Annotated in this window: 14 protein-coding genes; 3 read left to right on the top strand and 11 right to left on the bottom strand. The window is 68.7% G+C overall.

Annotated features, from left to right (window positions below):
* Positions 1–35: 35 nt before the first annotated feature.
* Genes ABIC63_RS07565 through ABIC63_RS07555 form a run of 3 tightly spaced genes read right to left on the bottom strand, consistent with a single transcriptional unit; the run spans position 36 to position 3,130 of the window.
* On the bottom strand, positions 36–830 hold the full coding sequence (locus ABIC63_RS07565; RefSeq protein ID WP_294372123.1) for an enoyl-CoA hydratase/isomerase family protein: 795 nt from the start codon (positions 828–830) through the stop codon (positions 36–38).
* Positions 831–1,922, bottom strand: a complete 1,092-nt coding sequence (locus ABIC63_RS07560) for an acyl-CoA dehydrogenase family protein (protein WP_354319268.1) — start codon at positions 1,920–1,922, stop codon at positions 831–833.
* Between the two features lie 14 nt (positions 1,923–1,936).
* Entirely contained in the window at positions 1,937–3,130 is a 1,194-nt protein-coding gene (locus ABIC63_RS07555; RefSeq protein WP_294372128.1) for an acyl-CoA dehydrogenase family protein, read from the bottom strand.
* 154 nt (positions 3,131–3,284) lie between these two features.
* Between ABIC63_RS07555 and ABIC63_RS07550 the strand changes: the two genes are divergently transcribed.
* Positions 3,285–3,956, top strand: coding sequence for a TetR/AcrR family transcriptional regulator (locus tag ABIC63_RS07550; RefSeq protein ID WP_294372133.1), 672 nt, complete (start codon positions 3,285–3,287; stop codon positions 3,954–3,956).
* Positions 3,957–4,055: 99 nt separating this feature from the next.
* Here the strand turns inward: ABIC63_RS07550 and ABIC63_RS07545 are convergent, their stop codons facing one another.
* From ABIC63_RS07545 to ABIC63_RS07515, 7 genes are all read right to left on the bottom strand, one after another.
* Complete coding sequence (locus tag ABIC63_RS07545; RefSeq protein WP_354319267.1) at positions 4,056–4,736, bottom strand: GntR family transcriptional regulator; 681 nt, start codon at positions 4,734–4,736, stop codon at positions 4,056–4,058.
* 55 nt (positions 4,737–4,791) lie between these two features.
* On the bottom strand, positions 4,792–5,457 hold the full coding sequence (locus tag ABIC63_RS07540) for an amino acid ABC transporter permease (RefSeq protein WP_294372137.1): 666 nt from the start codon (positions 5,455–5,457) through the stop codon (positions 4,792–4,794).
* A 5-nt stretch (positions 5,458–5,462) separates the two neighbouring features.
* The gene (locus ABIC63_RS07535) at positions 5,463–6,152 is read right to left on the bottom strand and encodes an amino acid ABC transporter permease (RefSeq protein ID WP_354319266.1); all 690 of its coding nucleotides are present in this window, start codon (positions 6,150–6,152) and stop codon (positions 5,463–5,465) included.
* 177 nt (positions 6,153–6,329) lie between these two features.
* Complete coding sequence (locus ABIC63_RS07530; protein WP_354319265.1) at positions 6,330–7,175, bottom strand: transporter substrate-binding domain-containing protein; 846 nt, start codon at positions 7,173–7,175, stop codon at positions 6,330–6,332.
* 38 nt (positions 7,176–7,213) lie between these two features.
* On the bottom strand, positions 7,214–8,146 hold the full coding sequence (locus tag ABIC63_RS07525) for an aminotransferase class IV (RefSeq protein ID WP_354319264.1): 933 nt from the start codon (positions 8,144–8,146) through the stop codon (positions 7,214–7,216).
* A gap of 33 nt (positions 8,147–8,179) precedes the next feature.
* Positions 8,180–8,959, bottom strand: a complete 780-nt coding sequence (locus ABIC63_RS07520; protein ID WP_354319263.1) for an amino acid ABC transporter ATP-binding protein — start codon at positions 8,957–8,959, stop codon at positions 8,180–8,182.
* Between the two features lie 178 nt (positions 8,960–9,137).
* On the bottom strand, positions 9,138–9,710 hold the full coding sequence (locus ABIC63_RS07515; RefSeq protein ID WP_354319262.1) for an adhesin: 573 nt from the start codon (positions 9,708–9,710) through the stop codon (positions 9,138–9,140).
* Positions 9,711–9,959: 249 nt separating this feature from the next.
* On the opposite strand from ABIC63_RS07515, the gene ABIC63_RS07510 reads away from it, so the two are divergent.
* Positions 9,960–11,120 (top strand): AAA family ATPase, encoded by a 1,161-nt coding sequence (locus ABIC63_RS07510; RefSeq protein ID WP_354319261.1) that lies wholly within the window; start codon positions 9,960–9,962, stop codon positions 11,118–11,120.
* On the top strand, positions 11,120–12,175 hold the full coding sequence (locus ABIC63_RS07505) for a GGDEF domain-containing protein (protein WP_354319260.1): 1,056 nt from the start codon (positions 11,120–11,122) through the stop codon (positions 12,173–12,175). Before ABIC63_RS07510 ends, ABIC63_RS07505 begins: the two co-directional genes overlap by 1 nt.
* A 74-nt stretch (positions 12,176–12,249) precedes the next feature.
* Here ABIC63_RS07505 and ABIC63_RS07500 read toward each other — a convergent pair whose 3' ends face one another.
* A complete protein-coding gene (locus tag ABIC63_RS07500) occupies positions 12,250–13,917 on the bottom strand; it encodes an ankyrin repeat domain-containing protein (protein WP_354319259.1) in 1,668 nt (555 codons plus the stop codon).
* Positions 13,918–13,919: the final 2 nt, after the last annotated feature.

Raw genomic sequence — 13,919 nt, 5'->3', positions numbered from 1 at the left:
GTGGCGGTGGAAGGTCAGGGACGACAAAGGCAGGCTCAGCGCCCGCTGAAGACGGGCTTGCGCTTCTCGCGGAAGGCGCGCACGGCCTCGGCATGGTCCTGGGTGAGGTTGGACATGCATTCGTAGGCCACGCCGGCATCAAAGTAGCTGTGGAACAGCTGGCGCAACGGCAGGTTGGCGGTGATCTTGCTCCAGCGGATGGCCTTGGTGGCGCCCGATGCCAGCTGGGATGCCAAGGCGTCGACGGCGCCGTCGAGCTGTGCGAGCGGCACCACCTCGGTGAGCAGACCGATGCGCTCGGCCTCTTTGGCACCCAGCAGTTCGCCGGTCAGCAGATAGCGCTTGGCTTTGGCATAACCCACCAGTTGCGGCCAGATCAACGCGCCGCCGTCGCCGGCCACCAGGCCCACGCTCACATGCGGATCGCCGATGCGAGCCTCGTCGGAGGCGATGATCACGTCGCTCAGCAATGCAAGGCTGGCGCCCAGGCCGGTCGCGTGCCCGTTGAGCTTGCAGATCAGCGGCTTCTCCAGGTCGAGCTGCGAATAGACGATGTCTTTTGCCTCTCGGGCGGTGCGCTCGAACTCGGCGGGCTCATCGATTGACTGCTGCATCCAGTCGATGTCGCCACCGGCACAGAAGGCACGGCCTCGGCCGGTGAGGACGACGATGTCGCTGCCTTCGTCGCGTTGCGCGTCGGTGAAGACGCGGGACAGCTCGTGGTGCAGCCGCGCATTGACCGCATTGCGCTGCTCGGGCCGGTTGAGCGCAATGGTGAGCACGCGACCCTGGCGCTCGAACTCGATGCAGGTGTAGCTGGAAAAGTCCATTCAGATCTCCTGTGGAGTGGGCGCGCCGCCGGCGCGGACGAACGCAGCCAGGTGCAGATCCTCGGCGCCGTGCCATTGCGCGTTGACACGGGCGCGGCGCAGATAGTGGCTGGCGGGGTGTTCCTCGGTGATGCCGATGCCGCCGTGCATCTGCACCGCTTCCTGCGTCAGCTTGCGGGCGTTCTCGCAGGCCAGCGCCTTGGCAGCATGCACGGCACGCGCCGCCTCGACGGGTGGGGCGTTGCCGCACAAGGCTGCAACCGCTTCGTCGATGACCGCACGGCTTTCGGCGATCCGGATGTATGCATCCACCGCACGGTGCTGAAGGGCCTGGTTGCTGCCGATGGGCATGCCAAACTGCCGCCGCGTCTTCAGATGGTCCAGGGTCTGATCGAAGGCCGACTGCATCAGGCCGAGCGAATCCGACGCCACCGCGACGGCCGCCAGTGCGCGGGCCTGGGCCATGGCATCGGCAAAGCGACGCTCGGGGTCGGCCAGCGGCTCGGCAATCGCTGCGGCCAGATGCACCGTGGCAGCCCCACGTCCGTCGAGCAGCGGATACGGCTGGCGTTGCACGCCGCTTGCTGAGACCGGCAGGTACCAGAGCCGGCCATCTGCAGGAATCAGCAGTGCATCGGCGATGTCCGCATCCACCGCCACCTCGAGGCGGCCCTGCAGTCGACCGTCTGCCGTGAGCGTGACGCCCGGCCCCACATCCTGATCGGGTGGGACCAGGGCAACCACAAGGCGGGTGCCTTGCAGCATGTCAGGCAGCCACTTCGACCTTTGCGTGGCGTCGCCCAGCGCTTCGATCAGCTGCGGTGCGAGTGCACCGCAACTCAGCAGCGGCTCCGTGAGCAATGCGCTTCCCGCGATCTGGCAGAGCAGGGCGATGGACGACGGGCGCAGGCCGAAGCCGCCGTGGGTCTCGGAGGTCGCGACCGCGAACCAGCCCAGCTCCGCAAGAGAGCGCCAAAGTGCCGGATCATGGCGACGCCTGTCGGGCGCGAGGTGCTGCCGGTCCTCGAAACGATGGCGCTGTGCAACCCACCGGCGCGCAGCCGATTCGAGGGCCTGATCGGTGTCGTCCATCCAGGTCGTCGGGTTCACAGGCCGAGCTCCGCTTTGCTGATGATGTTGCGTTGGATCTCGTTGGAGCCGCCATAGATGGTCGACGCGCGGCCATGCAAATACTCGCGCACTGCACCGGGCGTCGTGGCAGGCCCCACGGGGGACGCGAGGGTGTCGGCGTTCACGAAAAGGGGGTCGTAGACCACGGCTGCGGCGCCCAGCCAATCCAGCGTGGCCTCGGCAATGGCCTGCTGCAGCTCGGTGCCGCGGATCTTCATGATCGACGCTTCGACCCCCGGTGGTGCCGCCGGGTCCATGGTGCGGGCGTAGGCAAGGCAGAAGGCACGCAGCGCATGCAGGCGCAGTTCCAGCTCGGCCAGCCGCCGCTCGAAGACGGGGAGATTGCGCACCGCATCGCTGGGCGCCTCGGCCATCAACGCACGAAGGTGCTGCAGCTGGCGCGTGGCGCGGCCCGTCTCGGCCGAGAGGATGCGCTCGTTGGACAGCAGGAACTTGGCGTAGCTCCAACCCTTGCCCTCCTCGCCCACGAGCATCTCCACGGGCACCTCGACCTCATCGAGGAAAACTTCATTGACATGATGGCAGCCGTCCATGGTGCGGATTGGACGCACCTGCACGCCGGGGCTGCGCATGTCGATGAGCAGGAACGAGATGCCCTGCTGGGGCCGGCCTTCGTCACTGGTGCGCACCAGGCAGAACATCCAGTCGGCCCATTGCACATAGCTGGTCCAGATCTTCTGGCCACTGACGACGTAGCGGTCGCCGCGCCGCACAGCCCGCGTCTTGAGCCCGGCCAGGTCCGAGCCGGCACCGGGCTCGGAATAGCCTTGCGCCCACCACTCCTGCGACGACAGGATGGGCGGCAGGAAGCGTCGCTTCTGCGCCTCGGAGCCGAAGGTGTAGATCACCGGCCCGACGTAGTTCACGCCGAACGGAATCAGCCACGGCGCGCCGCAGCGCATGCTCTCCTCCTCGAACACGAAGCGTTGAAGCGGCGTCCATGCCGCGCCGCCGTGTTCCCGCGGCCAGTGGCCGGCCACCCATCCGCGGGGTGCCAACGAACGAAGGAAGGCGAGGTTGTCTTCCTTGGTCAGAAAGAGGTTCGCCTGCACCTTGTCGCGAACGTTGCGCGGCAGCTCGTTCTCGCAGTAGTCGCGCACTTCCTGGCGAAAGCGTTGTTCGGCTTCAAAGGCAGGGCTGTTCAGCATCACACAAACAAAATGAACGATGAGTCATAATTCAGTTTCGTCCGATCCGATGCGCTGACCACTAGGGAAAACGCTGCGGCTCGGCACGCCGAGCCGCTTCAGTAGACTGGGACGGAGGCTATTCGCCGTCGAGCGAAGCCAGAAAGGACGCGTATTGGCCGCCGCGACAGGCATCCCTCGCACCGCGAGAAAAAAATCAGCCGCTGTGCGACTCAGCCGCGAGGAGAAGGCAGCGCGCACCCGCGATCGCCTGATGGTCTCTGCCGCCAAGGTGGTCGGCGAGTTCGGCTACCGCGATGCTTCAGTCCAGCGCATCACGGCAGAGGCAGGCATTGCCCAAGGCACCTTCTACCTCTACTTCGAATCTCGGCAAGCGCTCTTCGACGAGCTCCTGCCGTACTTCGGCGTCCAGATGCTCGAGCTCGTGCGCCAGCGTGCGCACGGCGCCAAGGGCTTCTTCGAGGTGGAGGAGGTAGGCGCCCGCGCAGTCTTCGAATACCTTTCGGAAAACCCGTGGTTCTGGCGCGTCCTCAACGAAGCGGAAGTTGAGGCGCCCAAGGCCTGGTCCCGTCACCACGAAGAGGTGGTGCGTCGCTACGTGAAGTTTCTCAAGCGTGCGAAGCGAGATGGAGAAATCATCAACTACGGTGAAGATGAACTCGCCACGCTGGCCTATCTGCTCATTGCCGCGCGGGACTACCTGTACCTCTACCACCTGCATCGACGGACGCAGTCTTCCGGCATACCAGATGCGGTGATGAAGACCTACCTCCGTTTCCTCAAGGGAGGCCTGATGGGTGGAGGGCTTCCGGCGGGAGCGCCATGAGCGCTTGCTCAGCGACTTGACACCAGGCCGCAGACGCCGCCCAAAGTGGCGGTCGGACGTTTGGCCTCAGGAGCTGGCCGCAGCGGCCTTCGTCATGGCTCAGGCGGCTGCGGCCGCGCCCGCTTCGAACTGGATCGTCGCCAGACCGCGGTCCAGGTGCACGTTCAGCTCGCTCACCATCTCGTCCAGGCTCTCGCCCAGCGCGCAGTCGAGGAAGCGCCGGTGGTTGGCCTCGAAGTCCACCTTGGGCGCATGCGCGATCTGGCAGATGGCGAAGCCGAGCTGGATCTTCTGCGTCATCTGCTGCCAGAACGCGGGCATCAGGTGGTTGCCGCAACGCTCGTAGACCAGGCCGTGGAAATGCGCCTCGGCGCGGATTTCCTCCGACAGGTCGTCGCTGCGCACGGCCGCGATCATGTGGTCGAAGCGGGCCTGCAGCTCATCGCGGAAGGCGGCGTCGCGCAGCGGCCAGATGCGGCGGTAGGCCTGGCTTTCCATCACGCGTCGCATCTCGTAGACGTCGCGCAGCACGGCGGCATTGACCTCGGTGACGAAGGTGCCGGCATAGGGCCGGTTGGTGGCCAGGCCGCTTTCGATCAGCTCGCGGATGGCCTCGCGCAGCAGGCCGCGGCTCACGGCCAGGTCGCCGGCCAGACGGCTTTCGACCAGCTGCGTGCCCGGCGCGATGCGGCCCGAGAGGATGGCGCGGCGCAGCGTCTCGGCCACCTGGTCGCGGCGGGTCAGCGTGGGCAGGGGCTCGAAACGGGGGATGCTGCTCATGGTGTGCGCGCGATTCTCGGCCAGGGGCTGATGCGGCTCGCGGGGTGCAAGGGCTTCAGGCCCGCAGCGCGAAGCGCTTCTCCAGCCGCGAGGCCAGGTACGAGCCCGGGTAGATCAGCACGAAGTAGATCAGGCCCACGGCCGTGAGGATCTCCAGCGGCCGGTAGAAGGCGGCCGACAGCGCGCGGCCCTGGTACATCAGCTCCTGCACCGCGATGACCGACGCGATGGAGGTGTTCTTGGCCAGCTCGATGCCGCGGTTGGTGAAGGCGGGCAGCATGCGCGCCAGCACCTGCGGCACGATGACCCGGCGCATCAGCTGGGTGCGCGTCATGCCCAGCGCGCGAGCGCCTTCCCACTGCCCGACGGGCAGCGACGCGATGCCGCCGCGGAAGATCTCGGAACAGTAGGCCGAAGCGTTGAGCACCAGTCCGCACAGCGCCGCCACCAGCGGCGTGAGTTGCACGCCGGTGAGGATCGGGAAGGCATAGAAGAACCAGATCAGCTGCACCATCACGGGCGTGTTGCGGAACAGTTCGACCCAACTGCGCCCCAGCAGCACCGGCACGCGCCGGCCCGAGCCGGTGGCCAGCGACAGCAGCAGGCCCAGCACCATCGACAGCGGAAAGGCGATGACCCACAGCAGCGCCGTCATGCCCACGCCCTTGAGGAGCACGGGCCAGTTCTGCAGCACCGGGGTGAAGTCCCAGGAGAAGTCCATGCCGGTCACCTCGCGGTTGCGGAAACGGGCCGGGTGGCGCGGGTCAGCCGCGCCTCCAGCAGGTGCGCCAGCGTGCTGAGGACCAACAGCGTGACGAAGAAGATGGCCGCCACCACGGTGTAGACCTCCAGCGGGCGGAAGGTGATGCTGTTGACCTGCATGGCCTGGTAGAGCAGGTCGGAGTACGCCAGCGTCGAGGCCAGGGCGGTGGTCTTGATGAGCTCGAAGGAGCGTTCCATGAAGGGCGGCAGCATGCGCTGCAGCGCCTGGGGCAGCACCACGCGCCGCAGCACCGCGGGCGGACGCATGCCCAGCGCGCGGGCGCCTTCCCATTGGCCGCGGTCGATGCTGACCACGCCGCCGCGGAACACCTCGGCATAGAAGGCGCCCGACTGGGTCGAAAGGGCGATGATGGCCGCCACGTACGGGTCCAGGCTCACGCCCAGCACCACGGGCAGCGCATAGAAGGCCCAGAAGAAGTGCACCAGCGGCGGTGTGTTGCGGTAGAACTCGGTGAACCACAGCGCCGGCCACTGCAGCCAGCGCGTCTTCGCGAGGCGCATGGTGGCCAGCACGGCGCCGATGAGCACGCCCATGGCAATGGCCACCGCCGCGATGCGGAAGGTGCCGAGCACGCCCGTCAGCAGCATCTGGCGGTATTCCCAGACCGCGCCGAAGTCCCAGTCGTAGTTCATGTCATGTGTCCGTGGCGCCGCGCGCAACCCGGATGGCGCGAGGGCGACTCGAATGGCCGCGGAGCAGGCCATGCCAAGGCACCCGTGGAACTGGCTCTGCCAGGCCACCGGGTGCGCCCCCCTCCAAGCCGAAGGCGACAGAGAGGGGGGAGTCGCGAAGCGACTTGGGGGGTGTCACTACTTCTCCAGAGACTCTTTGGTCACGCCAGGCATCTTGTCCGGATCCAGCCCCTTGGTCTTGAGGTACTGGGCGTACAGCGCCTGCGTCTGGCCCGAGGCATAGAGTTTCTTGAACTGCTCGTCGAGCATGTCGCGGAAGGCCGGGTCCTGCTCCTTGCGCACGCCGGCGCTGGTGGCGATGGCGACCACCGGCTGCGGGATCTGCACGCTGCCCTTCTTGATCTTGGAATACGCGATGGTCAGCACCGAGTGGTAGAAGCCGATGGCATCCACACGGCCGGCATTGAAGGCGGCCACGGTCTCGTCGGTATTGGTGAAGCGCTCGATCCTGGCGTTGGGCAGGCGCTTGGTGAGATCGCGGTCGGTGGCGGTGCCCAGGGCCACGCCGACACGCACGGTGGGCTTGTCCAGGTCGCTCCAGTTCTTGACCGTCAGGCCGTCCTTGGCCAGCACGCCCTGGGCGTACCAGAGCATGGGCGCGGTAGGGAAGTCGATGGCGCGCTTGCGCTCTTCGGTGGCATCGAGCACGAACATCACATCGAACTGACCCGACTGCAGGCCGGCCACGCTGTTGGCCCAGGTGGTCTCGACCGGCACCATCTTCACGCCGATGTTCTTGGCGATCTGCTCGCCCATCAGCACGCCCACGCCGGTCCACTGGCCGGTGGCGGGGTCGCGGTAGTACCACGGGTCGCCGGGCGCCACGCCGATGCGCAGCTCGCCGGATTTCTTGACCTTCTCCAGCGTCTGGGCCTGGGCCGGCAGGCCGGCCAGCAGACCCAGGCCGACCAGGCCGACCAGCAGGCCGCGGCGGACGGCGGCAAAGCGGGACAGGATGTTCATTCGTCGCTCCTACAAAGTGGACAGGTAGAAAAGAGAAATCAGGCGGCCGGCGCCGTGATGTAGGCCTGGTACAGGTCGGCCAGGCGCTGCGTGAGCGGGCCGTAGCCTTCGGTCGGCAGGCGCCGCCCGTCGATGGCCGCCACGGGCGTCAGGCCGCCCAGCGTGCCGGTGACGAAGGCCTCGTCGGCGGCATAGACCTCCGCCAGCGTGTAGTCGCCTTCGTGCACCGGGATGCCGTTTTCGCGCGCCAGGCGCAGCACCGTGGCGCGCGTGATGCCGTTGAAGCAGTAGCGCCCGGACGAGGTCCACAGCGCGCCGCCGCGCACGATGAAGAAGTTGGTCGAGTTGCAGCTGGAGACGAAGCCGTTCGTGTCCAGCATCAGCGCTTCGTCGGCGCCGACGTGGATGGCCTGGATCAGCGCCTGGATGAAGTTGAGCCGGCTGTGCGAATTGAGCCGCAGGTCGAACACGTCGGGCGTGCTGCAGCGGATGGTGCTGGTGTGCAGCGCCAGGCCGCGCTTCTTGGCCGCGGCGTCCACCACCTTGTGCTCGGCCACGCAGACCACGGTGGCGCTGCCGATGATGAAGCGCGGGTCCTGGTTGGGCGTCTTCTTGAGGCCGCGCGTCACCATGAGGCGCGCATGCGCGCCGTCGTGCATGCCGTTCACCTCGAAGGTGCGCAGGATCACGTCCTTGACCTGCTGCTTGGTCAGGCCGATGTCCATGGCGATGGCATTGGCGCCTTCGAACAGGCGGTCGATGTGGGCGTCGAAGGAGATCACGCGGCCGTTGACCAGCCGCACGCCCTCCCACACGCCATCGCCGCAGACGTAGCCGGCATCGAAGATCGACACCTTGGCCTCGCTGCGGGGCACGAAGTCGCCGTTGAGATAGACGAGCACCTGCTCGTTGCGGTCATCGGCCCGGTAGGCCTGGGAGCTCGTGGCGGAGGCGGGGTTGGAAAGCTGCATGGGAAGAGGGCGCGGAATGAGGAAACGGCCGATTCAGAAGCTGAAGGCCGTGAAGCGTTCGAGAAAGCGCTGCGTGCGCTCCTTGCGCGGGTGCTTGAGCACCTCGTCGGGGGTGCCGGCTTCGTAGATCAGGCCGTCGGCCAGGAAGAGCACCTTGTTGGCGTAGTGATAGGCAAAGCCCAGCTCGTGGGTCACCAGCAGCATCGTGCGGCCTTCCTCGGCCAGGTCGCGGATGACGTTGAGCACTTCGCCCACCAGCTCCGGGTCGAGCGAGGACGTGGGCTCGTCGAAGAGCAGCACGTCGGGCGCCATGGCCAGCGCGCGGGCGATGGCTACGCGCTGCTGCTGGCCGCCAGACAGGTGGCCGGGATAGGCGTCGGCCTTGTGGGCCATGCCCACCTTGTCGAGTTCGCGCAGGGCGATGTCCCGGGCCGCCGCGGCGCCCATGCCGCGCACCGTGATGGGGCCTTCCATCACGTTGCCCAGCACCGTCATGTGCGGGAACAGGTTGAACTGCTGGAACACCATGCCGACCTGCCGTCGCACCTGTGCCAGTTCGGCCTGGGTGTAGCGCACGCCATCGCCGCCGCGCGCGTCGGGTTGGCCGATGGGCTGGCCCTTGAGTTCGATCCGTCCGGCGCTGGGCGTTTCCATGAAGTTGAGGCAGCGCAGGAAGGTGCTCTTGCCCGAGCCGCTGGAGCCCAGGATGGCCACGCGGTCGCCGGGCTGCACGTCGAAATCGATGCCCTGCAGCACATGGTGATCGCCGAAGCGCTTGTGGAGGCCGCTGATGCGCAGGATGGGCTGGGTCATGAAAAGCGGAAGGATGGATCGGCGTCTGGCAAGAAGGCCGGCGGGGATTTTGTTGGATTGTCTAACAATCGGCAGTCTGGTTTTCCCTTGCAGCATCCATGCCAGCCTGACCTTGTGCCCACGCCAAAAGGCCCGCCGCGCTTTCGCGCCGCGGGCCTTCCAAGTCAGAGACTGCGGATTACTTCTGCAGGTTCACCGCGCCCGAGCCCTGGGCATTGCCGCTGCCGCCGACAGCCGCACCCGGCGCCCTCAATGCACCGCCCGCCGAGCCCGCCGCACCGGCCGTGCCGTTGAGCGAGCCGCCCACGGTGTTGGTCAGGCCGCCTGCCGCGCCGCCTGCAGACGTGGCGGCCCCGGTGGCCGTGTTCGCGGCACCGCCCACCCTGTTGGCCACGCCGCCCACGGCGGTGGGTGCATTGCCCACGGCGCCGGTCACGCCGCCCAGCACGCCGCCGACCGCGTTGCCCACGCCACCCGCCGCGTTGCCGGCGCCGCTCGTCTGGGCGCCGGCACTGCCGCCCGCGTGGGCGCCGTTGTGGGTCGTGCCGGCGTTGGCACCCGCACTGGTGCCCGTCGACATGCCAACGCCCGCGCGCTGGCCGGCGGCGGAGCCGGATGCATTCACGTCAGCATTGACGCCCACTCCGACCCCCACGCCCTGGGCCTGTGCATGGCCGCCGACGGCCAGCAATCCGCCCAACAGGGCGCAGGCGAGGAGACGGTGCGATCGTTGTTGTTGTCGTTGCTTCATGGTGACTGTTCCTTTCATAGTTGGTCACGTGAAACCGGTCGCCTCTCGACCGGTCTGGCCGAACCTTCGATGCACAGTCCGGCCGCCCGGCGTGCGGGCGCAACGCAGGTGGCTGTGGGACGGGGCCTGCAGCCACGGCCCGTCTGCGTACCCGCGCGTGCCGGTCCGTGGCGGGCGCACGCAGGGGCCGCCCCTTTCGCGTGTTTTATGGATTTCAGCTAATTAGCCGATCTGGGTAAAATCGCCGAAATGACCTTGTTCCACCGTACAGCCCTGGCCGACCAGATGGCGCGTCAGCTCCTGCGTCCGGGCCTGCTCGACCAGGGCCTGCGCTCCGGACTGTTCCTGTCGGGTCTGCGGCGGACCGGCAAGACCACCTTCCTGCGGCAGGACCTGATCCCGGCCCTGGAGGCGCTGGGCGCCATCGTCATCTATGTGGACCTCTGGACGGATACGCGGGCCAACCCCGCCACGCTCATCCACACGGCGATCCAGCGCGCGCTGGGCGAACTGCAGACGCCTGCCTCGGGCGTGCTCGCGCGCCTGAAGCGGCTCAAAGGGCTGGATGTGGGCGCCGCCGGCTTCAAGTTCGGCTTCCAGCTGAACGAGGTGGGCGCCAAGGGCGGCGTGACGCTGGCCGACGCACTGACAGAGGTGGTCGACAAGGCCCGGACCGACGTGGTGCTGATCGTCGACGAGGTGCAGCAGGCGCTGGCCGGCGAAGACGGCGCGCAGATGCTGCTGGCCATCAAGGCGGCACGCGACGCGATCAACCCGCGGCCCGCCACACCCGGCCACTTCATCTTCATCGGCACGGGCTCGCACCGTGCCCAGGTGGTGGGCATGACGCTGCAGGGCCGGCATGCCTTCGCCGGCGCAACCTCGGTCGACTACCCGACGCTGGACGGCGACTACGTGGCCCATGTGCTGGACGGCATCGCCCTGGAAGGCGCCCGCGTCCAGCCCAGTCTGGCCGTCGCCATCGAGGCCTTCGACACCCTGGGCCGGCGCCCGGAAGAGCTCATCCGCGCCCTGCGCCAGCTGCAGCAGGCCGACCCGGCCGAGGCCGACCGCTTCCTGCCTGTGATCGCCGCCACGCTCAAGACGGCGGCGGCCGACGTGGAACTGCGCAAGGTGGAAGACCTGGGCACCCTCGCCGGCGCCGTGTTCGACCGCGTGGCCCGGGCCGAGGGCGACGCCACCGGCCTGTTCGGCGCCCAGGCCCTGGCCGACTACACCGCCCAACTGGCTCGCGAGGTGACGGCCGACCAGGTGCAGCGCGTGGCCGACGAACTGCGCGACGCCAACCTCATCATCCGCAAGGGCCATGGCGTCTATGCGGTGACCGATCCCTTCGTCCAGACGGCCTGGCGCGAGCGCAAGGCACTGGGTGGGGGGACGAGAAGCTGATGCGCCTGCGCACCGCCCCCGCCGACGACCGAGAAGAAATCTACCGGGACCACACCCGCCAGCGCCTGCAGCTCACGGCGGTCGAGATGGGCGTGACCGCCGTGGCCGGTTCTTTGGCGGCGCTGCTGGCGCGGCTGCTGATCCCGATGCCCGAGTATGTGGGGCTGCGGGTACTGCTGCTGCCGCTCACTGCGCTTTTCGCCTTCCTCATCGCCCGCGCACCCTCGGTCCAGACCTACGGCCTGGCCTGCATGGCGACCATCGCCATGGTGAGCCTCAACTGCTATCTGGGCGCGCTCGGCACCGACCGGCCGCTCATGTACTTCCTCCCCGCGGCAATCATCGTCGTCGTCACCACCAGCTTCTTCTGGATCACGTTGGCGCAGTGGGTCGGCGGCTCGCTGGCCTGCTATGCCTTCTTCCTGCCCTTCGTGTTCGACCACACGGCCAACCGGACCGACACCGTCTTCGCGCTGCTCTATGCGGGCATCGCCCTCGCCACAGCCTTCGTCACCCACCGCCGCGTCCAGGACTACCAACGCCGCGCCTTCGACCAGGAATGCCGGCTCGCGGAGCTCAGCGCCACGGATGCCCTCACGGGCGCCCGCAGCCGGGCCGAGTTCCTGCACCAGGCGGAACAGGTGGCCGGCCTTGCGCGCGACACCGGGGCATCGCTCGCACTGCTGTACCTGGACATCGACCATTTCAAACGGCTCAACGACAGCCATGGTCACGCGGCGGGCGACGCGGTGCTGCGGGGGATGGGCGAGGTGTTGAGGCAGACCCTGCCGCAGCAGGACGTGCTGGGCAGGCTCGGCGGGGAGGAGTTCTGCGTGCTGCTGCCGGGCCATTCGGAAGCCCGGGCGGCAGCGGTGGCCGAACGCCTGCGCCTGCTGCTTGCGCAGGTGCCGCGGCCCGATGAACGCCTGACCGTCTCCATCGGCATCGCCACGCTGCGGGCGGGCGAATCCGTCATGCAGACATTGCACCGGGCCGATCTGGCGATGCTGAAGGCCAAGCAGTCCGGCCGCGACCGGGTTTGCATTGCCGAGTGAAGCTGGGCTGCCCCGCGGCCATTCGAGCTCCGGCGGCTCTTCGGTTTCATGGGCCGCGGGTGGCCCGCCGGGGCTCAGCCGGTGCGTGCCACCGTGCCGAGCAGCACGGCCCGCACCTCGTCCGCGAACAGATAACAGCGGCCATCGATCAGCACCGCGTCCGACCCGTCCGGATCGGGCAGGGCGGCCGGCATGCCGTGGCCCCGCAGCGCCTGCGCGCAGCCGGCCCAGTCGCCCTCGCCTGACGGCATGTGGAGCGAGGCCCAGGACAGCGTGCCACGCACGTCGTCGCCGAAGCCATGCGGCGCGCGCCAGTCGGCGCCGTTCTCCAGCAGCAGGCGCACAAGCGCCGCATCGCCGCGGAACACGGCCTGGTTCAGGGCCGAGCCGTCGATGTCGCCCCCGCGAACTTCCAGCGGCCAGCCACAGGCCACCATGGCACGCACGGCGACGTCGCATCCATCGGCCGCCAGTTCCGGCAGCAGGCGCCGCTGCGCGTCGTCCAGCCGGGCGAGCACATCGGGCTCGGCACGCTGGAGGGACAGCGCGGACGACGTGTCGCCACGGGCGCATGCGGCCACGAAGGCCTCGACCGTGTCGAGGTCGTCGCTGCCTGGACTCCCCGACGCGGCCAACGCCGGCAGCGCGGCGATCTCCGGGAGGCCGAAGCGCAGCGCCAGGACGCGGGCCGTCACACCGTCGGGCGTGCGCACATCGGTGCGCGCGCCTGCGTCGATCAGCGCCTGGACATGCGCCACCGAACGGCGCCGGCGGATCGCCCACAGCAGCGGCGTGCCCCAGTCCGAGGTCGGCGGGCCGGGCGGCGGCTCGTTGGGATTGCCGCCATGCGCCAGCAGCAGTTGCAGGGCCTGCGGATCGTCGAAGTCGAGCGCGCGGTAGATGGCGTTGGTGCCCGCGATCGTCGCGCCGGCCTCCAGCAGCAGGCGTGCGCAGGCGGGCGTGCCGAGCGCGTGGTAGAGCGACTCGCCATCGTCCGGCTCGGCGCCAGCATCGAGCAGCCGCTTCGTCATGGCCGCGTCGCCCCCCTGGCCCGCCGCGCCGTACAACGCCGACACGCGCAAGGACTCGTCCGGCGCGTCCAGCGAGGCGGGCGTCCACCGGCTCCCGATGGACTGGTTGGGCGAGGCGCCGCCGGCCAGCAGCCCTGCGACGCAGGCCCGCAGGCCCTCCGCGAAACCGGGCACGCGCGCCAGGCCGGAATGGGTGACCGCCACCAGCGGCGGCAGCCGCAACGGGCCGCCGGGCCGGTGGACCCAGGACGGATCGCGTTGCGTGGCGGCCCGCAGCGCCGCCTCGTCGCCGATGGCGCAAGCCAGCGAGGGATCGGCGCCAGCCAAGAGCGCAGGATGTTCCGCCAGCAGCCGTGCCGCCACCGCGGGCCGGCTGGCGCCGTTGCCGCCGGCCACATCGCCGGCATAGACCAGCCGCAGCCAGTGCAGCAGCGCTGCCTGTGGGTCGTCGAGGAGCGCCCGCCGCGCCTCAACGAAGCCCAGCAGATCCGCCCAGCTGGCAAAGCCGTGCTCGCGTGCGATACAGGAATGCGCATCGTGCAGCCGCAGCGATGCGGCCGCGAGGGCGGCTTCGTCCCGGCCGCGCGCGGCGGGCAATGCCGACCGGAAGCGCTGCATCGCCGTGGGCGCGCCTCGCCGGTAGTCGGCCAGCAGGGACTTCGCCTGCTTCTTCAGATGCCCGATGTCGGGCCGGGGAGGGAGGGATTGCATGG

The organism is Pseudacidovorax sp. 1753 (genome assembly GCF_040544975.1).
Classification (GTDB): Bacteria; Pseudomonadota; Gammaproteobacteria; order Burkholderiales; family Burkholderiaceae_C; genus Xenophilus.
This window is presented reverse-complemented; position numbering and strand designations above follow the sequence as displayed.